The organism is Pseudomonas moraviensis (assembly GCF_900105805.1).
Classification (GTDB): Bacteria; Pseudomonadota; Gammaproteobacteria; order Pseudomonadales; family Pseudomonadaceae; genus Aquipseudomonas; species Aquipseudomonas moraviensis_A.
Window position 1 is genome coordinate 4,262,501 of record NZ_LT629788.1, and the last position, 20,272, is coordinate 4,282,772.

A 20,272-nucleotide genomic window follows, 5' to 3' on the forward strand; every position below is an offset into this window, starting at 1 on the left:
GCTTCAGAGATGATTTGGTTATATTTTATACAGTTATTTCATCTTCATCATGTCATTCATCTTTTCCAATTCATCTATTTCAAAGTCAAAAATTACCTATGACCACAGAACCGTCTAAAGCGCCCCCGCTTTACCCGAAGACCCACCTGCTCGCCGCAAGTGGAATCGCCGCCCTTCTCAGTCTGGCGTTGCTGGTATTTCCCTCCAGCGATGTTGAAGCCAAAAAGACGACTCTGAGTCTTGAACTGGAAAGTCCTGCTGAACAACTGACACAAGATCAAGACGCTGCCGATGCAGCTCAAGCCACAACCGAACCTGCAGCTTCCCCGTTCGCACAAATCGAAAACAGCGACGAAAATGCCGCGCAAACAGCCGAAACTGCGCCGGCGCCTGTTGCGGCTGCTGAGAAATCAAAAGAGCCTGGTCACCGCGAGGTCGTGGTCTCCAAAGGCGATACGCTGTCTACCCTGTTTGAAAAGGTTGGCCTGCCTGCAGCCTCTGTGCACGAAGTACTGGCAAGCGACAAGCAGGCCAAACAGTTCAGCCAGCTCAAGCGTGGTCAGAAACTCGAATTCGAACTGAGTCCGGAAGGACAGTTGACCAGCTTGCACAGCAAGGTCAGCGACGTTGAAACCATTACCCTGACCAAGAACGATAAGGGCTATTCGTTCAACCGTGTCACCGCCAAGCCAACGGTTCGCACTGCCTACGTTCATGGCGTCATCAACAGCTCGCTTTCGCAGTCCGCTGCGCGCGCCGGCCTCTCTCACAGCCTGACGATGGATATGGCCAGCGTCTTCGGCTACGACGTCGACTTTGCTCAGGACATCCGTCAGGGTGACGAATTCGATGTGATCTACGAGCAGAAAGTCATCAACGGCAAGGCAGTCGGCACCGGCCCGATCCTTTCCGCGCGCTTCACCAACCGTGGCAAGACCTACACCGCCGTTCGCTACACCAACAAACAAGGCAACAGCAGCTATTACACCGCCGATGGCAACAGCATGCGCAAGGCTTTCATCCGGACGCCGGTTGACTTCGCCCGCATCAGCTCGAAGTTCTCCATGGGCCGCAAGCACCCGATTCTCAACAAGATCCGCGCCCATAAAGGTGTTGATTACGCTGCTCCACGGGGCACGCCGATCAAGGCTGCCGGTGACGGCAAAGTATTACTGGCCGGTCGTCGTGGCGGTTACGGCAACACCGTGATCATCCAGCATGGCAACACTTACCGTACGCTCTATGGCCACATGCAGGGTTTCGCCAAAGGCGTGAAAACCGGCGGTACCGTCAAGCAGGGTCAAGTCATTGGCTACATCGGTACCACCGGCCTTTCTACTGGCCCACATTTGCATTACGAATTCCAGGTAAACGGCGTTCACGTCGATCCGCTGGGCCAGAAGCTGCCAATGGCCGATCCGATCGCCAAGTCCGAGCGCGCGCGTTTCCTGGCGCAGAGCCAGCCGCTGATGGCGCGCATGGATCAAGAGAAGGCCACCATGCTGGCTTCGAGCAAGCGCTAAGCGATGGCCCTGTATATCGGTGTGATGTCCGGAACCAGTCTCGACGGGCTGGACATCGCCCTGATCGAACAGACCTCGGCGATCAAACTGATCGCCACCCACTACCTGCCAATGCCTGATTCCCTGCGCGCCGAGCTGCTTGGCCTGTGTGCCAGCGGCCCCGACGAGATCGCCCGTTCGGCGATTGCCCAGCAACACTGGGTCGAGCTCGCAGCCTCAGGTATTCATGCCCTCCTCGCTCAACAACAGCTCCAACCCGATGCCATCCGCGCTATCGGCAGCCACGGTCAGACCATTCGCCATGAACCGGCACGCGGCTTCACCGTGCAGATCGGTAACCCAGCCCTGCTGACAGAGTTGACCGGCATTACCGTCGTCAGTGATTTCCGCAGCCGCGATGTTGCGGCGGGCGGCCAGGGTGCACCTCTGGTGCCAGCGTTTCACGAAGCTTTGTTTGAAGAGCGTACCGGTAACCAGGCAGTCTTGAATGTAGGCGGATTCAGCAATCTCAGCCTGATTGAGCCAAGCAAACCTGTAGCCGGTTTCGACTGCGGCCCGGGGAATGTTCTGATGGACGCCTGGATTCACCGGCAACGCGGCGAAAACTATGACCGGGACGGGCAGTGGGCTGCGACCGGCACGGTTCAGCCAAGCCTGCTCAAAGCACTGCTCAGCGACCCGTTCTTCGTGACCAAAGGCCCGAAGAGTACCGGCCGTGAAGTGTTCAATCTGCCTTGGCTGGAACAGCATCTTTCACGCCTGCCGAGCTTTGCGGCCGAAGACGTTCAGGCCACGCTGCTCGAACTGACGGCGCTGACCATCGTCGAGTCGCTGCAAAGTGCTCAATCGGACACGCAGGAACTGCTGGTCTGTGGCGGCGGCGCACATAACGCCACACTGATGAAACGACTGGCGGATCTACTGCCGAACACTAAGGTCGCCAGCACCTCAACTCACGGCGTCGATCCGGATTGGGTGGAAGCCATGGCCTTCGCGTGGCTCGCTCATTGCTGCCTGGAAGGGATTGCCGCCAACCGGCCAAGCGTCACCGGGGCTCGCGGTCTGCGCGTACTCGGCGCTATCTACCCGGCATAATCTCCGCACACAAAAACGCCGCAGAACCGAAAGGCTCTGCGGCGTTTTGTTGTGTGCGGTGAAGTGCGATCAGATCGAGAACGACGATCCGCAACCACATGTCGTTGTGGCATTCGGGTTCTTGATCACGAAGCGCGAACCTTCCAGACCTTCCTGATAATCCACCTCGGCACCGGCCAGGTACTGGAAGCTCATCGGATCGACCACCAGGCTCACGCCTTCGCGCTCGACGATGGTGTCGTCATCGGCCACGTCTTCATCGAAGGTGAAACCGTATTGAAACCCAGAACAACCGCCGCCCGTAACGAATACGCGCAGCTTCAAGCGATCATTCCCCTCTTCATCGACCAGGCTCTTCACCTTGTGCGCAGCACCTTGAGTGAATTGCAAAGCCGTGGGGGTGAAGGATTCGACGCTCATGCTGACTATCTCCCGGCGTTACGCCGCCATAATGCGTGATGACGCGCATTATCCGCTTGTCCTAGAAAATTGGTCAACTATTAGAGGAGCAGCGGCAAGCTTCGAGCGCTGAGCTTCAAGCTTGCCGCTGATCTTTTGTAGCTGGTGGCTTGAAGCCCGTAGCTGCTTTTAAGGAAGCATGCCGGCGTGGGACAGGCCGAAGCGCTCGTCCAGTCCGAACAGGATGTTCATGTTCTGCACCGCCTGGCCCGAGGCGCCTTTGACGAGATTGTCGATCACCGAAAGTACCACCACCAGATCGCCATCTTGCGGACGATGCACAGCAATGCGGCAGACGTTGGCGCCGCGCACGCTGCGGGTTTCCGGGTGGCTACCGGCGGGCATTACATCGACGAACGGTTCGTTGGCGTAGCGCTTTTCGAACAGCGCCTGCAGATCCACCGAGCGATCGACCACGGTCGCATAGAGTGTGGAGTGAATACCACGAATCATCGGCGTCAGGTGCGGTACGAAGGTCAGGCCGACATCCTTGCCCGCCGCGCGACGCAGACCCTGGCGAATTTCTGGCAGGTGGCGATGACCTTTTACCGCATAGGCCTTCATGCTTTCCGACGTCTCGGAGTACAAAGAACCTACAGCCGCGCCACGCCCGGCACCGCTGACGCCGGATTTGCAGTCGGCGATCAGGCGCGAAGCGTCGGCCAGCCCTGCTTCAAGCAATGGCAGGAAGCCCAGTTGCGTAGCGGTTGGGTAGCAACCCGGCACCGCGATCAGGCGCGCTTTCTTGATGTGCTCGCGATTGACTTCCGGCAAACCGTAGACAGCTTCGTCCAGCAGTTCTGGCGCGCCGTGCGGCTGGCCGTACCACTTGGCCCATTCATCAGCGTCTTGCAGACGGAAGTCGGCCGACAGATCAATGACCTTGGTGCCCGCCGCCAGCAGTTCGCCTGCCAAGGCGTGAGCCACACCGTGTGGCGTGGCGAAGAACACCACATCGCAGGCGCCGAGGGTTTTCACGTCCGGCACGCTGAACGCCAGGCCGTCGTAGTGGCCGCGCAGGTTCGGGTACATGTCAGCCACGGCCAGACCGGCCTCGGATCGGGAAGTGATGACGACCACTTCTGCCTGCGGATGCTGTGCCAACAGACGCAGCAGTTCGACACCGGTGTAACCCGTGCCGCCGACGATACCGACCTTGACCATAAACCTGCCCTCAACGAACCCACTGGAAAGCCGTCGATAATAGGGGCCGCGCGCGCCTGCGACAACCGCCAAGGTGACGCGCGGGCGCTCAAGCCACTACTATCTGGCTACCGTGAATGAGGGAATAACCAAAAATGCTCTATCTATGGCTTAAAGCGTTTCACATCGTCAGCGTCGTCTGCTGGTTTGCCGGGCTGTTCTACTTGCCGCGCCTGTTCGTTTACCACGCACAAAGTGCAGACACGATCAGCCAGGAACGCTTCAGCGTCATGGAGCGCAAGCTGTATCGCGGCATCATGGGCCCGGCGATGATCGCCACGCTGATCTTCGGTGGCTGGCTGATCTACCTCAACCCGTCACTCTTCAGCCAGGGCGGCTGGATCCACGCCAAGCTGACCCTGGTCGTATTGCTGATCGGCTACCACCACATGTGCGGCGCGCAGGTAAAACGTTTTGCCCGTGGCGAAAACACCCGCAGCCATGTCTTTTATCGCTGGTTCAATGAAGTGCCGGTTCTGATATTGCTGGCTATCGTAATTCTGGTCGTGGTCAAGCCGTTCTAACTTCAATCAATACAGATATTCGGGGTGTTCTCAATGTCGCTGCCCGCTCTGCTCGAAAAACGCCTGCGTCTGCCCGTCGTAGCGGCGCCGATGTTTCTGATTTCCAATCCGGAGCTGGTGCTCGCCTGCTGCCGCAATGGCGTGGTCGGCAGCTTTCCGGCGCTGAACCAGCGCGAGAGCAGCGGATTCAAGGCCTGGCTGGAACAGATCGAGGCGGGCCTGGCGACGCTGGATAATCCGGCCCCTTATGCCGTGAACCTGATTGTTCACCACAGCAACCCGCGCCTGCAGACGGATCTGGACATCTGCGTCGAGCACAAGGTACCGATTGTCATCACCAGCCTCGGCGCGGTGAAGGAACTGGTCGACGCGGTGCACGGCTATGGCGGTCTGGTGTTCCACGACGTGACCACGCGGCGCCATGCCGAGAAAGCCGCTGAAGCCGGGGTCGACGGACTGATTGCCGTCGCAGCCGGTGCCGGTGGGCATGCCGGCACCTGGAGTCCGTTTGCGCTGATTGCCGAAATCCGCGAGTTTTTCGACAAGACGCTGTTGCTTGCAGGATGTTTGAACCACGGCCATGAGATTCTCGCCGCGCAGCTGCTCGGCGCGGATTTGGCCTACTTCGGTACGCGATTTATCGGCACCACCGAAAGTCACGCGCCTGACGCCTACAAAGACATGCTGCTGACAGCCAAGGCTGCCGACATCATTCATACTCCAGCTGTGTCGGGAGTGCCGGCCAGCTTCATGCGCCAGAGCCTGGAAGCGGCCGGTTTCGACATGGCAACGCTACAAGGCAAGGGCGAGGTGAATTTCGGCGACAAGCTCAAGCCGCTCAATGATGAGGCCAAAGCCTGGAAGACCGTGTGGTCGGCGGGCCAGGGTGTTGGTCAGATTGACGATCTGCCAAGCGTGGACCAGTTGATTGCGCGGCTGGACGCGGAATATCGTCAAGCCCAAACGCGCGCTGCACAGCTGCCACAACGCTGGCCGCGCTGAGAGATATCCGGCCAGTCACTATCAGGCTGGCCTCGACTTGATACCTGCAAACCCAATCGCGACAAGGATGCCTCGGCCATGAGCGAACCCCGTTACAAGATCGTCTTCGACGGCGCGCTGCAACCCGGCGTCGACCTCACTACTGCCAAACTGAATCTGGCGGATCTGTTCAAAAGCGATGTGGCCGCCATCGAGCGCCTGTTCAGTGGCCGCGCCGTCGCCCTCAAACGGGATTTATCCCACAGCGATGCCCAGACGTATCTGCAAGCGTTGAGCAAAACCGGGATCGATGCGCGGATCGAAGCGGAAACTGCCATTGAGCTGAGTCTGGCAGATGTCCACGATAACCCTGCAGCGGTGGCCGAACCGAACTCGCCCTACGCCCCGCCACGCGCCAACGTCGGACAAAGCCTGCCAGCGTTTGCCACGCTCAAGCCATTCAGTGTCGAAGGCCGGATCGGTCGCCTGCGCTTTCTGGCCTGGACCATGGTCTTGAGTCTGGTGGCCCTGCCCATCGTCGGCGTGTTCGCCTTGATTGCGTTGGGACTGGTCAGCGGCGACTCGACAACCGGCCTGATTTTCGGCGGGATTCTGGCCGTCTTCCTGTTTATTGGCTTCATGATCGTCAGCATTCTGTTCAGCGTTCAGCGCCTGCACGATATCGGCTGGTCAGGCTGGCTGTGGTTGCTGAATCTGGTGCCGTTCGTGGGCAGCTTCTTCCCACTGGTGATCATGGTCGTCCCCGGCAATACCGGCGCCAACCGCTATGGCCCGCCGCCGCCGCCCAACAGCACAGCGGTCAAAGTGCTGTGCTCATTGTGGATCGTGTTCTTCGCGCTGATTTTTGCCGGCGGCCTCCTTGGTGGCTTCTCCGCTGTGCAAGAGGAGTACGAAAGCAATCTGGAAAGCAGTTATGACAGCGGCTCGGTGACCACCGACGAAGTTGAGGTCGTCGAACCGCCAGCGATTTCCGCCGACGAGGCAGCCGAACCGGCGCAGGCCCCTGTAGACTCTGCGCAAGAATGAACAGCGCTCCTCGCCGTGACAACCGCGTCGCCGGCGCGGAGCTGTTGCGATGGAGAACTGCATGACCCGTTACGCTCTGATCACTGGCGCCTCCAGCGGCATCGGCCTGGCCATGGCCGAAGCGCTGGCCCGGCGCGGCCGCAGCCTGATTCTGGTGGCACGACAGCGTGATCAGCTGGAAAGTATCGCCATCGAGCTGACCCAGCGCTTCGATGTCGAAGTGTTGTTTCGTGCCTGCGACCTCGGCGAACCGTTGCGCCTGTCCGGCTTTTTGCTGGAGCTCGAAGAAGGTGACCGGCAGATCGATCTGCTGGTCAACTGCGCCGGTATCGGCACGTGCGGCCCGTTTCTCGCGCAGGACTGGATGACCGAACAGGACCTCATCGAGGTCAACATCCTGGCCCTCACCCGCCTTTGCCATGCGGTCGGCAACAGCATGGCGCTACTGGGTGGCGGGCAGATTCTGAACGTCGCCTCGGTGGCCGCTTACAGCCCCGGCCCATGGATGAGCACTTACTACGCCAGCAAAGCCTACGTGCTGCACTTTTCCGAAGCCCTGCGCGTCGAGCTCAAACAAAGCGGCGTGAAAGTCTCGGTGCTGTGCCCTGGCCCGACACGTACGCCGTTCTTCCGTACCGCACAAATGAGCAGCGAAAAGATCGAAAGCAGCAACTCGCTGATGAGTCCGGAAGAGGTCGCGCTGCATGCCGTGCGTGCACTGGATAAAAATCGCGCAATCATCATTCCGGGACGACGCAACCGCTGGCTGGCGTTCCTGCCGCGGCTGGGTTCGCGCTGGCTTAACCGGACGATTGTCGGCATGGTCAACAAAGCTTACTGCCCCCGCTAGGAAGACGACTTCGAAGCGGTACACTCGATTCAGCCCAACTCAACGGAGAAACAGCAGTGGATACTCTGTTCACCAAGATCATCAACCGGGAAATCCCGGCCAATATCATTTACGAGGACGACCAGGTTCTGGCCTTCCACGACATCGCCCCACAAGCTCCGGTGCACTTTCTGGTAATCCCGAAAAAACCGGTGCGCACGCTCAATGACCTGACCGAAGACGACAAGGCGCTGGCCGGGCACATCCTGTTCACTGCGCAGCGTCTGGCGCTGGAACTGGGTTGCGAAGAGGGCTTTCGCGTGGTGATGAACTGCAATGAACTTGGCGGGCAGACTGTCTATCACATTCATATGCACGTGCTGGGGCAGCGTCAGATGAACTGGCCGCCGGGCTGATTGGCGACAACCGACTGTGGGAGCGAGCCTGCTCGCGAAGGCGTCGATACATTCAACACTTCAGTATCCGATAATCCGCTTTCGCGAGCAGGCTCGCTCCCACAAAGAGCAAAATCAGCAGCCAATGACCCAGCGCAAACCCTCGCCGGCCGATTCGGTTAAACTGGCCGCCGAGATTCTTCCCGGAGGTCAGCATGACTACCCAACGTCACTACTCGCCCATAGACCGTCTTCTGCTGCAAGCCGATGCCGCGATGCGCACGCTGTTGCCCTTCAGTGGCCAGCCGTACCGTCCATCGCCAGCGATTCTGCAGCCGGACACGCAGATGAGCGACGAAGACACCCGCCACGTCGCCGGCCTGATGCGCATCAACCACACCGGTGAAGTCTGCGCCCAGGCGCTGTACCAGGGCCAAGCACTGACCGCCAAGTTGCCGCAAGTACGCCAAGCCATGGAGCACGCGGCGGAAGAAGAGATCGATCATCTGGTCTGGTGCGAGCAGCGCATTCACCAACTGGGTAGCCACACCAGCGTGCTGAATCCACTGTTTTACGGCATGTCGTTCGGCATCGGCGCGGTCGCCGGACTGATCAGCGACAAGGTCAGTCTTGGTTTCGTCGCGGCGACCGAGCATCAGGTGTGCAAGCACCTGAATGAGCATCTGGAGCAACTGCCGGCCGAGGACGAGAAGTCCCGGGCGATTCTCGAGCAGATGCGCATCGATGAACAACATCACGCGGAAAGTGCTCTGGATGCGGGCGGGTTTCGTTTTCCGGCGCCGGTGAAGTTCGGGATGAGTCTGTTGGCGAAAGTGATGACCAAGAGTACCTATCGGATTTGAGATCTGGGTCGATGCTGATGGCCTCATCGCGAGCAGACTCACTCTTACAGGGCTCCGTATTGCAGCAATAAAAAAGGCGACTGCCGTGAGGGAGTCGCCTTTTTCGTGTCCGGGAATCTTAGGTCGGCATGTTGCGCGCGTAGAAGATTTCCAGCATTTCGTGCTTCACACGGTCGGTCACCTGGGCACGTTGCTCGGGCGAAAGATTGCTGGTGGCGTCGCCGAACAGGTAGTTGTCCAGTTCGAAGTTCTTCAACAGCATCTTGGTGTGGAACAGGTTTTCCTGGTACACGTTCACGTCGGTCATCTGGTACGCGTCGCGGGTGTCTTCGGAGAGGTAGTTCTGGATCGAGTTGATTTCGTGGTCGATGAAGTGCTTGTTGCCTTCAACGTCACGGGTGAAGCCGCGCACACGGTAATCCACGGTCACGATGTCCGAATCGAACTGGTGAATGAGGAAGTTGAGCGCTTTGAGCGGTGAAATGACACCACAGGTCGACACGTCGATATCCACACGGAAGGTCGCAATACCATCGTCCGGATGGATTTCCGGGTAGGTGTGTACCGTGATGTGGCTCTTGTCGAGGTGGGCCAGAATGATTTCGGGCAACGGGCCCGGCGATTCTTCGATCTGGCTGTCAGTCGGGGTTACCGGCTCTTCCGAAATCAGAATCGTGACGCTGGCGCCCTGGGGTTCATAGTCCTGACTGGCGATGTTCAGGATGTTGGCACCAATGATCTCGACAACTTCTGTGAGAATCTGCGTCAGGCGTTTCGCGTTGTACTCTTGATTGATGTACTCGACGTAAGCCTGCTGGTCTTGCGGGGTTTCCGCGTAGCAGATGTCATAGATGTTGAAGCTCAAGGTCTTTGTCAGGTTATTGAACCCGTGGAGCTTGAGTTTGCTTTTCACCGTTAAAAACTCTCTATGTATGCGGCGCGGCCGCGTGATCAAGCATGCCCGTCAAGTGCGAACAACGCACCTGCGTAGGACGGTTAACACCTCTTCGCGATGGCGATTTTGGTTATCTGTTCAGGCGGATGACCTGTCGGCTGACCGATCACTGCCCTGAAAAAAGTGGCGCATTATGCAGACGTCAGCGGGGGATCGCCAGAGTCTGCACTGCTTTTATGATAGTTGAATGTCGGTTCAACCGAGTTCAACGATTTCATAGTCGTGGGTAATCGCCACGCCAGCCGCGCCGAGCATGATCGACGCGGAGCAATACTTCTCGGCCGACAGCTCGATGGCGCGCTTGACCTGGGCTTCTTTCAGGCCCCGGCCCTTGACTACGAAGTGCATGTGGATCTTGGTAAAGACCTTGGGATCTTCAGTCGCGCGCTCGGCGTCGAGGAAGGCTTCGCAGCTTTCAACGGCCTGTCGCGACTTCTTCAGGATGCTGACCACGTCGAAGTTGCTGCACCCGCCGACACCCAGCAAGAGCATCTCCATCGGGCGAACCCCGAGGTTACGGCCACCGGCGTCCGGCGGACCGTCCATCACCACAACATGACCGCTGCCCGATTCGCCGAGGAACATGGCTTCGCCAGCCCATTGGATGCGTGCCTTCATCGCCCAGACTCCACTGTAAAAAAAGGGTCGCCAGCTTAGCACAGGGCTTTGTCCCGGCAGGAACGACGTCCTAGGACGGATGCTGTCTGGCTGTAGGTAATTTCTCGAATTTTCGACGAAGTGTCTGGTAAGCTGGCGCCAATTCGCTGGCGCCCATTCGTCAGCCCTGTAGCGACCGCCTTCAGCGCCTCATAAAAACTCAAACATCACCGTGCAGTCTTTTCGGGATACAACCATGGTTGCTATTACCCCCACACCCAAAATCAAGAACATCGACAAGCTGCTGATGCATTGCCAGCGCCGGCGTCATGCGGCAAAGAGCAACATCATCTGCGCCGGCGATCGCTCGGACACGCTGTACTTCATCATCAAGGGCTCGGTCACCATCCTCATCGAAGACGACGATGGTCGCGAGATGATCATCGCCTACCTGAACGCCGGGGATTTCTTCGGCGAACTGGGCCTGTTCGAACAAGCCGGCCACGAACAGGAACGCAGCGCCTGGGTGCGGGCCAAGGTCGAGTGCGAAACCGCGGAGATCAGTTACGCCAAGTTCCGCGAACTGTCGCAGCAGGACCCAGACATTCTTTACGCACTCAGCGGACAAATCGCACAACGCCTGCGCAACACCACGCGCAAAGTCGGCGACCTGGCGTTTTTCGACGTCACCGGTCGAGTCGCTCGGTGCCTGCTGGAACTGTGCAAACAGCCGGACGCCATGACGCACCCGGATGGCATGCAGATCAAAGTCACCCGCCAGGAAATCGGTCGGATCGTCGGTTGTTCGCGAGAGATGGTCGGCCGCGTGCTCAAGGATCTTGAAGAACGCAACCTGGTCGACGTGAAGGGCAAGACCATGGTGGTCTTCGGGACACGCTAAGCCTGCAAATCAGGCGCTGTAGATCTGCGCCAACATCAAACGAAACAGCTCATCGAGACGCGCCAACGCTTGTGGCGCGTTGAATTTCTCATGCAAGGCGATGTGGCTTTGCGCCCTCACCCGTTGCTCCAGCCCGCAGGCTTCATTGAAGCGATTGACCGCGGCGACCATCGACTCGCGCTCGTCATCCATCAGCATCGCCCCGTGCACCAGACCCACCGGACGTTGTCCGCCTTGGCTCTGACGCCAGCGCTGGGCGGTGCCGACCATCTTGCGGCCGTCGAGATTGACGTTGAAGCGGCCATCGCAGAATGCACCGTCGATTTCCCCCACCGACGATGTGCCACCCAACTCATCCAGCAACTGACAGATCGGATCGCACAGGCGACGATAGCCGGTTTCGATGCGGTTCAAGTCGCCTTCGCTGCGAGGCGGGGCATAGACCAGAGCAATGTTGATGGTTGCAGCAGATTGCGGCACCGGCTCGCCGCCGGTTTCTCGCAGCAGCACCGGCCAGCCGGCGGCAGCGGAGACTTCGCAGGCGTGGGCGAATTGCGGGAGACGGTTGAGGCGGCGCGGCATGACCAGCGCGCGGTCGGTGGGTTGCCAGAACAGCAGACCGAATTCGGCGTCGCCGGCGCAGACCGAGGCCAACAAGTCCTGTTCGGCTTGCAGGCCGGATTCGATGGTCAGGGGTGTTGGCAGCGACATGGGGGGCTCCGGCAGATTGAATCTCTTTAGCGGAATTCAGGGCCTCTTCGCGAGCAGGCTCGCTCCCACACTGGAATGCATTTCCCTGTGGGAGCGAGCCTGCTCGCGAATGGGGGCGACTCGGTCAGTCGAGGGTCGAACCGCTGACGACTGGACCGCCCCGCTCCGGGAAGAACAAGCGCTGCAATTCAACGCCCGGGTTTTCCGCGCGCATGAACGCTTCGCCGACCAGGAACGAATACACATCGCTGATTTCCATCAGCTCGACGTCGGCCCGATTGAGGATGCCGCTCTCGGTGATCACCAGGCGATCGCGCGGGATGCGCGGCAGCAGGTCGAGAGTGGTTTCCAGGCTGACATCAAATGTGTGCAGGTTGCGGTTGTTGACGCCAACCAGCGGCGTGTCGAGGGTCTTCAGCGCGCGTTCCAGTTCGTCACCGTCGTGCACTTCCACCAATACGTCGAGACCGACGCCCTTGGCCACGGCGGCCAGTTCGGCCATTTTCACGTCGTCGAGCGCGGAGACGATCAGGAGCACGCAATCGGCGCCAAGCGCGCGGGCTTCAACGATCTGGTACGGATCGATCATGAAGTCCTTGCGGATCACCGGCAGCTTGCACGCAGCGCGTGCCTGTTGCAGATACGCATCGGCGCCCTGGAAGTAATCGATGTCGGTCAGCACCGACAGGCAAGTCGCCCCGCCCTTTTCGTAGCTCTTGGCGATGTCGGCCGGCACGAAGTCTTCGCGGATCACGCCTTTGCTCGGCGAGGCCTTTTTGATTTCAGCAATCACTGCCGGCTGTTTCTTCTTCGCTTGCGCGAGCAATGCCTGGGCAAAACCACGGGGTGCATCGGCCGCCTTGGCCAGACCTTCCAGCTCGCTCAGGCTGACCCGAGCGCTGCGCTCGGCGACTTCCTCAACCTTGCGCGCCAGAATGTTTTCCAGAACCGTCGGTACACTCATCCTTCATTCTCCACTTTGAATACCGCGGTAAAGGCACCCAGCTCCTCGAGTTTTTCCCGAGCGAGGCCGGTGTGCAGCGCGTCGTGCGCCAGCTCCACACCTTGTTTCAGACTGTTTGCCAGGTCGGCGGCATACAGCGCCGCACCGGCATTGAGCACAATCATCTCGGCCGCTTTCTGGCCGTTTTCGGTTTTGCGCTTGCCGAGGGCATCGCGGATCAGCGCCAGCGATGCTTCCGGGCCCTCGACCGAGAGGCCGTGCAGGCTCTGGCTCTTCATGCCTAGGTCTTCCGGTTCGACCCAATACTCAGTGATTTCGTTGTTTTTCAGTTCGGCGACAAAGGTCGGCGCGGCGAGGCTGAATTCATCCAGACCGTCCTTCGAATGCACCACCAGCACGTGTTTGCTGCCCAGTCGCTGCAAGACTTCGGCCAATGGCCGGCACAGCGCCTGAGTAAACACGCCTACCACTTGATGTTTCACACCGGCCGGATTCGTAAGCGGGCCGAGCATGTTGAACAGCGTGCGCAGGCCGAGTTCGCGGCGCGGGCCGGCGGCGTACTTCATCGCTTTGTGGTGAGTCTGGGCAAACATGAAACCGATACCGACGTTGTCGATGCAGCGCGCGACCTGTACCGGGGTGAGGTTCAGGTAAATGCCGGCAGCCTCCAGCAGATCAGCGCTGCCGCTCTTGCCGGAGACTGCGCGGTTGCCGTGCTTGGCCACGGTGCAACCGGCCGCTGCAACAACAAAGGAAGACGCGGTCGAGACGTTGAAGATGTTCGCACCGTCACCGCCGGTGCCGACCACATCGACCACGCCGTCGAGGGTTTTCAGCTCGACCTGATCGGCCAGCTCACGCATCACCGACACGGCGCCGACGATCTCGTCGATGCTCTCGCTCTTCATGCGCATGGCCATCATGAACGCGCCGATCTGCGCTTCGGTGCACTGGCCGGTCATGATTTCGCGCATCACATCGCGCATTTCATCGGTACTGAGGTCGAGGTGATCGACGATACGGCTCAGGGCTGTCTTGATATTCATGGGAAGTCCTTAGCGCGTGCCGCCGGTTTGTTTGAGGAAATTGGCAAACAGTTCATGACCCTGCTCGGTGAGGATCGACTCGGGGTGGAACTGTACGCCCTCGATGTTCAGGGTCTTGTGACGCAGGCCCATGATTTCGTCGACCGAGCCGTCGTCGTGTTGGGTCCACGCGGTCAGTTCCAGGCAATCGGGCAGGCTCTCGTGCTTGACGATCAGCGAGTGATAGCGGGTAACGGTGAGCGGATGATTGAGGCCGGCAAACACGCCCTTGTCCTCGTGGAATACCGGGCTAGTCTTACCGTGCATGACCTGGCGGGCACGCACCACATCACCGCCGAAGGCCTGGCCGATGGACTGGTGGCCGAGGCACACGCCGAGGATCGGCAGTTTGCCGGCGAAGTGCTTGATCGCGTCAATGGAAACGCCCGCCTCGGTGGGCGTGCACGGCCCGGGGGAAACCACGATGCGCTCGGGATTCAGCGCTTCGATTTCGGCGATGGTCAGTTCGTCGTTGCGCACCACTTTGACCTCGGCACCCAGCTCGCCGAGGTATTGCACAACGTTGTAGGTAAAGGAGTCGTAGTTGTCGATCATCAGCAACATGGCGTTTCGAACCTCTTGAATTCTGACTTGATGACAGCCTTCAGATGACTTGCCCGCAGGGCGCTGCGCGATGTCGGACGCGCACAGGGCGCCAGCACAGCGGCATTTCAAACAGACAAGGAAGGCAAAGCGATACAGATCCGGCGGGGCCGGCAGAGAAGATTCAGGCGCGCCAACGCCAGCGGGCGTGTGCCTTGATGACTTGATCCAGAAGTTTGCTGGTGATCAACACGGGGAAGGTCTCGTTCATACGTTCCGGCACAGTAACTTAGCTGGGCGGAGCGTGCAATATGGCGGGGCCTGCGGGTTATGAAACGGCAGAAGGATTCGCGACCGATGGCAAAACGCCGAACGTTTTTGGTACTGTCGTTTCGTTCACCTACAACAATAAATAAACGGACTTGCTCATGATCAGACAAACGTTGTTTGTACCGCTGGCCGGCTGCTTGCTCGCACTGGCCTGCGCCCAGGCCAATGCAGCACCCAACCCTTATTCGAGCTTCATCGTATTCGGCGACAGCCTCAACGACGCCGGCACCTTCGCCGACACGGGCGGCCCGGCGGGCTCCACCGAGCGCTACACCAACCGCACCGGGCCGGTATATCGGGATGGCAGCGGCGAAGTTTATTCATTGAATTCCACACAGTTGCTTGGCGGTCGCCTGGGCTTTTCCGCCGACCAGACTGCCTCGTCCAGCTCCGCGGTGCGCGCGGCAAACGGCCAGCCCGACGGCAACAACTGGGCGGTCGGCGGCTATCGCACTGACCAGATTCTCGACTCGATCACCACCCAATCGGCCACCGGCGAACGCACCCGCGCCGGTTACCTGCCGTCGAACGGTTTTCGCGCCGACCCGAATGCGCTGTATTACATTTCCGGTGGCGGCAACGACTTCCTCCAGGGCCGCATTCTCAGCCTGCCCCAAGCCAACGCCGCTGCCGATCGGCTGGCCGACAGCGTGCAGACTCTGCAGACCGCCGGCGCCAAATACGTGATGGTCTGGCTGCTCCCCGACGTGGGCCTGACACCTGCCATCAACGGCACGCCGCTGCAAGCGTTCAGCAGCACCCTCGCCAACCAGTTCAACAGCCAGTTGGTGACGCGCCTGCAAGGCATCAACGCCGAAGTCATTCCGCTGAACATTCCGGTGCTGCTCTCGGAAGTCTTCGCCGACCCGGGGCGCTTCGGTCTGGCCACTGACCAGAACCTCACCGCGACCTGCTTCAGTGGCAGTGGCTGCCCGGAAAACCCCCGCTACGGGATCAACAGTGCTACGCCGGATCCGACCAAGCTGATCTACAACGATGGCGTGCACCCGACCGAATCCGGGCAGAAACTCATCGCCGATTACGCCTACTCTCTACTGGCAGCGCCGTGGGAACTGAGCCTGTTGCCGGAAATGGCCCACGGCACTGTGCGTGCGCATCAGGATGAATTGCGTAACCAATGGCAGGCGGATTGGGAAAACTGGCAAGCGGTCGGCCAATGGCGCGCTATCGTCTCGGCGGGCGGACAGCATCTGGATGTCGACAGCCAGAGCAGCGGCGCCAGTGCCGATGGCAGCGGTTACAACCTCAACGTCGGCGGCAGCTATCGCCTGAACGAAGCCTGGCGCGTGGGCGTGGCGGCCGGTTTGTACCGGCAGAATCTCGAGGCCGGCCACAACGACTCCGACTACAAACTCAACAGCTACATGGCCACCGCGTTCGCCCAGTTCCAGCAGAATCGCTGGTGGGCCGACGCCGCGCTGACCGGCGGCAAACTCGACTACGACAATCTCAAGCGCAAGTTCGACCTCGGCGCCAGCGAGGGTGCGGAGAAAGGCGATACCGACGGCAGCCTGTGGGCGTTCAGCACGCGCCTCGGTTATGACATTGCCCAACCCGGCAGCCAATGGCACCTGTCGCCATTTGTCAGCGCCGATTACGCCAGTGTCGATGTCGACGGTTACTCGGAAAAGAGCAATCGCGCCACGGCGTTGACCTTCGATGACCAGAGCCGCGATTCGAAACGTCTGGGCCTGGGCATTCAGGGCAAGTACAACTTCACCGCGCAAACGCAGGTGTACGGCGAATACGCGCATGAGCGTGAATACGAAGATGACGTGCAGAAGGTCAACATCGCCCTCAATACCCTGCCGGCCAATGACTTCACCCTTGAAGGCTATACACCGGCGAGCCATCTGAACCGCTTGAGCCTTGGCGTCAGTCACAAGCTGACGGCGGACCTGGCGCTGCGTGGGGGGTATACGTTGCGCAAGGACGATGACTTCAAACAGCAGGGATTGAATGTCGGGGTTGTGCTGGATTTCTGAGTGATGGATGCAAAAAAAAGCGGCGCCCTGACTGGCGCCGCTTTTTTATTGCCGTACACAGATCAGATGTAGGAGTGAGCCTGCTCGCGATAGCGAATCAACATTCAACAAATTTGCTGTCTGACACACCGCTATCGCGAGCAGGCTCACTCCTACAAGGGTTTGGTGTTGGCTCAAATTTCCGGGGTCTGCTCGGCCAAAGCCACGGCGCGGAACATCGCGCGGCGTTTGTTCAGGGTTTCTTCCCACTCCAGCGCCGGCACCGAGTCGGCGACGATGCCGCCACCGGCCTGCACATGCAGCTCGCCGTTCTTGATCACAGCGGTACGAATGGCAATGGCGGTGTCCATGTTGCCGTTCCAGGCAAAGTAACCGACCGCGCCGCCATATACCCCACGCTTGACCGGCTCGAGTTCGTCGATGATTTCCATCGCGCGAATTTTCGGCGCGCCGGACAAAGTCCCCGCCGGCAGAATCGCCCGCAGTGCGTCCATGGCCGTCAGGCCCGACTTCAACTGGCCGGTGACGTTGGAGACGATGTGCATGACGTTGGAATAACGCTCGATGACCATTTTCTCGGTGAGCTTCACCGAACCGATTTCCGAGACGCGCCCGGTATCGTTGCGGCCCAGATCGATCAGCATCAAGTGCTCGGCGATCTCCTTGTCATCCGAGAGCAGATCCTGCTCCAGCGCCACATCGGCTTCTTCAGTCGCACCGCGTGGACGCGTGCCGGCAATCGGGCGCACGGTGATCAGGTTGTCTTCAACGCGCACCAGCACTTCCGGCGAACTGCCGACGACATGGAAATCGCCGAAGTTGAAGAAGTACATATACGGCGTCGGGTTGAAGCACCGCAGGGCGCGGTACAGATCGATCGGCGCAGCCTTGAAGTCGATCGACATACGCTGCGACGGCACGACCTGCATGCAGTCGCCGGCAAGGATGTATTCCTTGATGGTGTCGACGGCTTTTTCGTAATCGTCCTGAGTGAAGCTCGAACGGAACACCGGATCGGCCGATTGCTGTTTGCTGAAATCCAAGCCACGACGCGGGGTGATCGGCTGACGAAGTTGCTCGAGCAACTCCTGCAAACGCGCCTGGCCTTGCTCGAAGGCATCGGCCTGGGCAGGGTCGGCAAGGACAATCGCGTGCATCTTGCCGGCCAGGTTGTCGAACACCACGACGGCGTCGGACACCATCAGCAGAATGTCCGGCACGCCCAACGGATCCGGGTTCGGACACTTGCCCAGACGCTTCTCGACATAGCGCACGCAGTCGTAACCGAAGTAACCGACCAGGCCACCGTTGAAACGCGGCAGACCGGCGATGGTCGGCACGTTGTAGCGCGCCTTGAAGGCTTCGACGAAGGCCAGCGGATCTTCAACATCGTGGCTTTCAGTCTCGACGCCATCAACAGTGATGCTGACGTGATGGTCGTGCACCCGCAGCACGGTGCGGCACGGCAGACCGATGATCGAGTAACGGCCCCACTTCTCGCCGCCCTGCACCGATTCGAGCAGGTAGGAGTTGGGCTGGTCAGCCAGTTTCAGGTAGATCGACAGCGGCGTGTCGAAGTCGGCCAGGGTTTCGCAGGCCAGCGGGATGCGGTTATAGCCGTCAGCGGCCAGACGCAGGAATTCTTCGCGAATCATAAGGTGCCTCGTGGTGTGAGGTGCAATCAGTCAGTCAGGCAAACGCGCCGGCAGGGCCGGCCAGAATCAGTCAGGCGCGCCAACGCCAGCGGGCCAGGGCCTTGATGACTTTCATCCAGAGTTTGCGGGTGACCACCACGATGGCGTTTCCAGAAGGGGGTTGAACAGCGTCGGGCAACGTTATCCCACCGGCCAGATCCAGGCAACCGGGAATTAGCTTGCGCAAATCGTCGATCACCAGAGCCGGGGATTCCTCGGCAATCGGCCGGCCATGGTTGTATCCGTAGCTCAGCGCCACGCACTTGACCCCAGCCGCTTTCGCCGCCTGCACATCGCTGCGCGAGTCGCCGACGAACAACGATTGCGAGGCCGGAATGTTGGCCATTTTCATCACGAAAAACAGCGCCGCCGGGTCAGGCTTCTTCTGCGGCAGGGTATCGCCACCGATGATCCACTTGAAGTAGCGGCCGATCTTCATCTGATCGAGCAGCGGCGCGACGAACCGCTCGGGCTTGTTGGTGATCAACGCCATGGCCACGCCTTGCTTGTGCAGCCACTTGAGCGTGTCGCGCACACCGGGATAGACCACGGTCAGCTCATGGCTGGCGCCGTACGCCTCCATGAAAATTTCCAATGCGCGCTCGGCTTCGGCGTCATCCACCGCCGAATGATCGATGCCACCCGCCAAGGCCCGACGCACCAGCACCGGCGCGCCGTTGCCGACCCATTCGCGTACCGCCTCGATACCCGCCGGCGGACGGCCGAGGGAGAGCAGCATGGTGTCCACCGCCGCTGCCAGGTCGGGAACCGAATCGATCAGTGTGCCATCCAGATCGAACATCACCAACCTTGGCAATTGCCCCGGGAACAGCTGCTCAAAACCGCTCATGGGCGCGCCAGTGCCAGTTCGGAACGCATCTTGTCGATGACTTCCTGATAGTTGGGCGCATTGAAAATGGCCGAGCCGGCGACAAAGGTGTCAGCGCCGGCGGCGGCGATTTCGCGGATGTTGTTGACGTTGACGCCGCCGTCGATCTCCAGACGGATATCGCGCCCCGAAGCGTCGATGATCGCCCGAGCTTCGCGCAGTTTGTCGAGGGTGCCGGGAATGAACTTCTGCCCGCCGAAGCCCGGGTTGACGCTCATCAGCAGGACCATGTCGACCTTGTCGATCACGTACTTGAGCACGTCAAGCGGGGTCGCCGGGTTGAACACCAGGCCGGATTTGCAACCGCCTTCACGGATCAGTTGCAACGAGCGATCAACGTGCAGCGTGGCTTCCGGGTGGAAGGTGATGTAGGTCGCGCCGGCTTCGATGAAGTCGCCAACGATGCGGTCCACCGGGCTGACCATCAGGTGCGCGTCGATCGGCGCGGTGACGCCGTACTTGCGCAGTGCTGCGCAAACCATCGGGCCGATCGTCAGGTTCGGCACGTAGTGGTTGTCCATGACGTCGAAATGGACGAAGTCGGCGCCGGCGGCGAGAACGTTGTCCACTTCCTCGCCGAGGCGGGCGAAGTCGGCGGAGAGGATCGACGGAGCAATTACGAAGGGCTGCATGACGCACCTGTGCTGAGCTAAATCACGATGGCGCGCATTGTATACC

General features: G+C 59.9%; 21 protein-coding genes. 10 read left to right on the forward strand and 11 right to left on the reverse strand.

Annotated elements, in window-relative coordinates; genetic code table 11:
- Positions 1–98 precede the first annotated feature (98 nt).
- Positions 99–1,523 carry a peptidoglycan DD-metalloendopeptidase family protein gene (locus BLU71_RS19120; protein WP_083353679.1) on the forward strand — a complete coding sequence of 475 codons (1,425 nt, stop codon included), beginning with the start codon at positions 99–101 and terminating at the stop codon, positions 1,521–1,523.
- A gap of 3 nt (positions 1,524–1,526) precedes the next feature.
- Complete coding sequence (locus BLU71_RS19125; RefSeq protein WP_083353680.1) at positions 1,527–2,618, forward strand: anhydro-N-acetylmuramic acid kinase; 1,092 nt, start codon at positions 1,527–1,529, stop codon at positions 2,616–2,618.
- Between the two features lie 69 nt (positions 2,619–2,687).
- Here BLU71_RS19125 and erpA read toward each other — a convergent pair whose 3' ends face one another.
- On the reverse strand, positions 2,688–3,038 hold the full coding sequence (erpA, locus tag BLU71_RS19130; RefSeq protein ID WP_007918905.1) for an iron-sulfur cluster insertion protein ErpA: 351 nt from the start codon (positions 3,036–3,038) through the stop codon (positions 2,688–2,690).
- 168 nt (positions 3,039–3,206) lie between these two features.
- On the reverse strand, positions 3,207–4,241 hold the full coding sequence (gene argC / locus BLU71_RS19135; RefSeq protein ID WP_064365381.1) for an N-acetyl-gamma-glutamyl-phosphate reductase: 1,035 nt from the start codon (positions 4,239–4,241) through the stop codon (positions 3,207–3,209).
- A 134-nt stretch (positions 4,242–4,375) separates the two neighbouring features.
- Between argC and hemJ the strand changes: the two genes are divergently transcribed.
- The 6 genes from hemJ to coq7 all read left to right on the forward strand — a co-directional run bounded on the left by hemJ (position 4,376) and on the right by coq7 (position 8,919).
- A complete protein-coding gene (hemJ, locus tag BLU71_RS19140) occupies positions 4,376–4,804 on the forward strand; it encodes a protoporphyrinogen oxidase HemJ (RefSeq protein WP_039757756.1) in 429 nt (142 codons plus the stop codon).
- Between the two features lie 33 nt (positions 4,805–4,837).
- On the forward strand, positions 4,838–5,806 hold the full coding sequence (locus BLU71_RS19145; RefSeq protein WP_083353681.1) for an NAD(P)H-dependent flavin oxidoreductase: 969 nt from the start codon (positions 4,838–4,840) through the stop codon (positions 5,804–5,806).
- 78 nt (positions 5,807–5,884) lie between these two features.
- Positions 5,885–6,832, forward strand: a complete 948-nt coding sequence (locus tag BLU71_RS19150) for a DUF805 domain-containing protein (protein WP_083353682.1) — start codon at positions 5,885–5,887, stop codon at positions 6,830–6,832.
- A 61-nt stretch (positions 6,833–6,893) separates the two neighbouring features.
- Positions 6,894–7,682, forward strand: coding sequence for an SDR family NAD(P)-dependent oxidoreductase (locus BLU71_RS19155; RefSeq protein ID WP_042610440.1), 789 nt, complete (start codon positions 6,894–6,896; stop codon positions 7,680–7,682).
- Positions 7,683–7,738: 56 nt separating this feature from the next.
- Positions 7,739–8,077, forward strand: coding sequence for a histidine triad nucleotide-binding protein (locus tag BLU71_RS19160; protein ID WP_016772924.1), 339 nt, complete (start codon positions 7,739–7,741; stop codon positions 8,075–8,077).
- Between the two features lie 194 nt (positions 8,078–8,271).
- Positions 8,272–8,919 (forward strand): 2-polyprenyl-3-methyl-6-methoxy-1,4-benzoquinone monooxygenase, encoded by a 648-nt coding sequence (gene coq7, locus BLU71_RS19165; RefSeq protein WP_065616568.1) that lies wholly within the window; start codon positions 8,272–8,274, stop codon positions 8,917–8,919.
- Positions 8,920–9,037: 118 nt separating this feature from the next.
- On the opposite strand, the gene speD is transcribed toward coq7, so the two are convergent.
- Together speD and BLU71_RS19175 are read right to left on the reverse strand one after the other, a co-directional pair.
- Positions 9,038–9,832, reverse strand: coding sequence for an adenosylmethionine decarboxylase (gene speD / locus BLU71_RS19170; RefSeq protein ID WP_024014530.1), 795 nt, complete (start codon positions 9,830–9,832; stop codon positions 9,038–9,040).
- Positions 9,833–10,069: 237 nt separating this feature from the next.
- Positions 10,070–10,492, reverse strand: coding sequence for an OsmC family protein (locus BLU71_RS19175; protein WP_016772921.1), 423 nt, complete (start codon positions 10,490–10,492; stop codon positions 10,070–10,072).
- A gap of 235 nt (positions 10,493–10,727) precedes the next feature.
- Between BLU71_RS19175 and crp the strand changes: the two genes are divergently transcribed.
- Positions 10,728–11,372: a cAMP-activated global transcriptional regulator CRP gene (gene crp / locus BLU71_RS19180; protein WP_042610435.1), complete on the forward strand. Its 645-nt coding sequence runs from the start codon at positions 10,728–10,730 to the stop codon at positions 11,370–11,372.
- A 9-nt stretch (positions 11,373–11,381) separates the two neighbouring features.
- Here the strand turns inward: crp and BLU71_RS19185 are convergent, their stop codons facing one another.
- The 4 genes from BLU71_RS19185 to BLU71_RS19200 form a co-directional block, all read right to left on the reverse strand.
- Positions 11,382–12,083, reverse strand: a complete 702-nt coding sequence (locus BLU71_RS19185; protein ID WP_083353683.1) for a lipoate--protein ligase family protein — start codon at positions 12,081–12,083, stop codon at positions 11,382–11,384.
- Positions 12,084–12,207: 124 nt separating this feature from the next.
- Entirely contained in the window at positions 12,208–13,047 is an 840-nt protein-coding gene (trpC, locus tag BLU71_RS19190; RefSeq protein WP_064365387.1) for an indole-3-glycerol phosphate synthase TrpC, read from the reverse strand.
- Positions 13,044–14,093: an anthranilate phosphoribosyltransferase gene (gene trpD / locus BLU71_RS19195; protein ID WP_083353684.1), complete on the reverse strand. Its 1,050-nt coding sequence runs from the start codon at positions 14,091–14,093 to the stop codon at positions 13,044–13,046. The genes trpC and trpD overlap by 4 nt, the downstream gene beginning before the upstream one ends.
- A 9-nt stretch (positions 14,094–14,102) precedes the next feature.
- The gene (locus BLU71_RS19200; RefSeq protein WP_042610431.1) at positions 14,103–14,696 is read right to left on the reverse strand and encodes an aminodeoxychorismate/anthranilate synthase component II; all 594 of its coding nucleotides are present in this window, start codon (positions 14,694–14,696) and stop codon (positions 14,103–14,105) included.
- A gap of 407 nt (positions 14,697–15,103) precedes the next feature.
- Here BLU71_RS19200 and estP point away from each other — a divergent pair, with 407 nt between their 5' ends.
- Entirely contained in the window at positions 15,104–17,011 is a 1,908-nt protein-coding gene (gene estP / locus BLU71_RS19205) for an esterase EstP (protein ID WP_083353685.1), read from the forward strand.
- A 173-nt stretch (positions 17,012–17,184) separates the two neighbouring features.
- Here estP and trpE read toward each other — a convergent pair whose 3' ends face one another.
- From trpE to rpe, 3 genes are all read right to left on the reverse strand, one after another.
- Positions 17,185–18,666 carry an anthranilate synthase component I gene (trpE, locus tag BLU71_RS19210; protein ID WP_083353686.1) on the reverse strand — a complete coding sequence of 494 codons (1,482 nt, stop codon included), beginning with the start codon at positions 18,664–18,666 and terminating at the stop codon, positions 17,185–17,187.
- A gap of 70 nt (positions 18,667–18,736) precedes the next feature.
- Positions 18,737–19,555 (reverse strand): phosphoglycolate phosphatase, encoded by an 819-nt coding sequence (locus BLU71_RS19215; RefSeq protein WP_041476686.1) that lies wholly within the window; start codon positions 19,553–19,555, stop codon positions 18,737–18,739.
- Positions 19,552–20,226: a ribulose-phosphate 3-epimerase gene (rpe, locus tag BLU71_RS19220; RefSeq protein ID WP_007918813.1), complete on the reverse strand. Its 675-nt coding sequence runs from the start codon at positions 20,224–20,226 to the stop codon at positions 19,552–19,554. The genes BLU71_RS19215 and rpe overlap by 4 nt, the downstream gene beginning before the upstream one ends.
- Between the last annotated feature and the right edge of the window lie 46 nt (positions 20,227–20,272).

What these genes read in the sequence shown, in the direction of transcription:
- BLU71_RS19120 (WP_083353679.1), top strand. Translation starts at nt 99, where the DNA reads ATGACCACAGAACCGTCTAAAGCGCCCCCGCTTTACCCGAAGACCCAC.
- BLU71_RS19125 (WP_083353680.1), top strand. Translation starts at nt 1,527, where the DNA reads ATGGCCCTGTATATCGGTGTGATGTCCGGAACCAGTCTCGACGGGCTG.
- erpA (WP_007918905.1), bottom strand. Translation starts at nt 3,038, where the DNA reads ATGAGCGTCGAATCCTTCACCCCCACGGCTTTGCAATTCACTCAAGGT.
- argC (WP_064365381.1), bottom strand. Translation starts at nt 4,241, where the DNA reads ATGGTCAAGGTCGGTATCGTCGGCGGCACGGGTTACACCGGTGTCGAA.
- hemJ (WP_039757756.1), top strand. Translation starts at nt 4,376, where the DNA reads ATGCTCTATCTATGGCTTAAAGCGTTTCACATCGTCAGCGTCGTCTGC.
- BLU71_RS19145 (WP_083353681.1), top strand. Translation starts at nt 4,838, where the DNA reads ATGTCGCTGCCCGCTCTGCTCGAAAAACGCCTGCGTCTGCCCGTCGTA.
- BLU71_RS19150 (WP_083353682.1), top strand. Translation starts at nt 5,885, where the DNA reads ATGAGCGAACCCCGTTACAAGATCGTCTTCGACGGCGCGCTGCAACCC.
- BLU71_RS19155 (WP_042610440.1), top strand. Translation starts at nt 6,894, where the DNA reads ATGACCCGTTACGCTCTGATCACTGGCGCCTCCAGCGGCATCGGCCTG.
- coq7 (WP_065616568.1), top strand. Translation starts at nt 8,272, where the DNA reads ATGACTACCCAACGTCACTACTCGCCCATAGACCGTCTTCTGCTGCAA.
- BLU71_RS19175 (WP_016772921.1), bottom strand. Translation starts at nt 10,492, where the DNA reads ATGAAGGCACGCATCCAATGGGCTGGCGAAGCCATGTTCCTCGGCGAA.
- crp (WP_042610435.1), top strand. Translation starts at nt 10,728, where the DNA reads ATGGTTGCTATTACCCCCACACCCAAAATCAAGAACATCGACAAGCTG.
- BLU71_RS19185 (WP_083353683.1), bottom strand. Translation starts at nt 12,083, where the DNA reads ATGTCGCTGCCAACACCCCTGACCATCGAATCCGGCCTGCAAGCCGAA.
- trpC (WP_064365387.1), bottom strand. Translation starts at nt 13,047, where the DNA reads ATGAGTGTACCGACGGTTCTGGAAAACATTCTGGCGCGCAAGGTTGAG.
- trpD (WP_083353684.1), bottom strand. Translation starts at nt 14,093, where the DNA reads ATGAATATCAAGACAGCCCTGAGCCGTATCGTCGATCACCTCGACCTC.
- BLU71_RS19200 (WP_042610431.1), bottom strand. Translation starts at nt 14,696, where the DNA reads ATGTTGCTGATGATCGACAACTACGACTCCTTTACCTACAACGTTGTG.
- estP (WP_083353685.1), top strand. Translation starts at nt 15,104, where the DNA reads ATGATCAGACAAACGTTGTTTGTACCGCTGGCCGGCTGCTTGCTCGCA.
- trpE (WP_083353686.1), bottom strand. Translation starts at nt 18,666, where the DNA reads ATGATTCGCGAAGAATTCCTGCGTCTGGCCGCTGACGGCTATAACCGC.
- BLU71_RS19215 (WP_041476686.1), bottom strand. Translation starts at nt 19,555, where the DNA reads ATGAGCGGTTTTGAGCAGCTGTTCCCGGGGCAATTGCCAAGGTTGGTG.
- rpe (WP_007918813.1), bottom strand. Translation starts at nt 20,226, where the DNA reads ATGCAGCCCTTCGTAATTGCTCCGTCGATCCTCTCCGCCGACTTCGCC.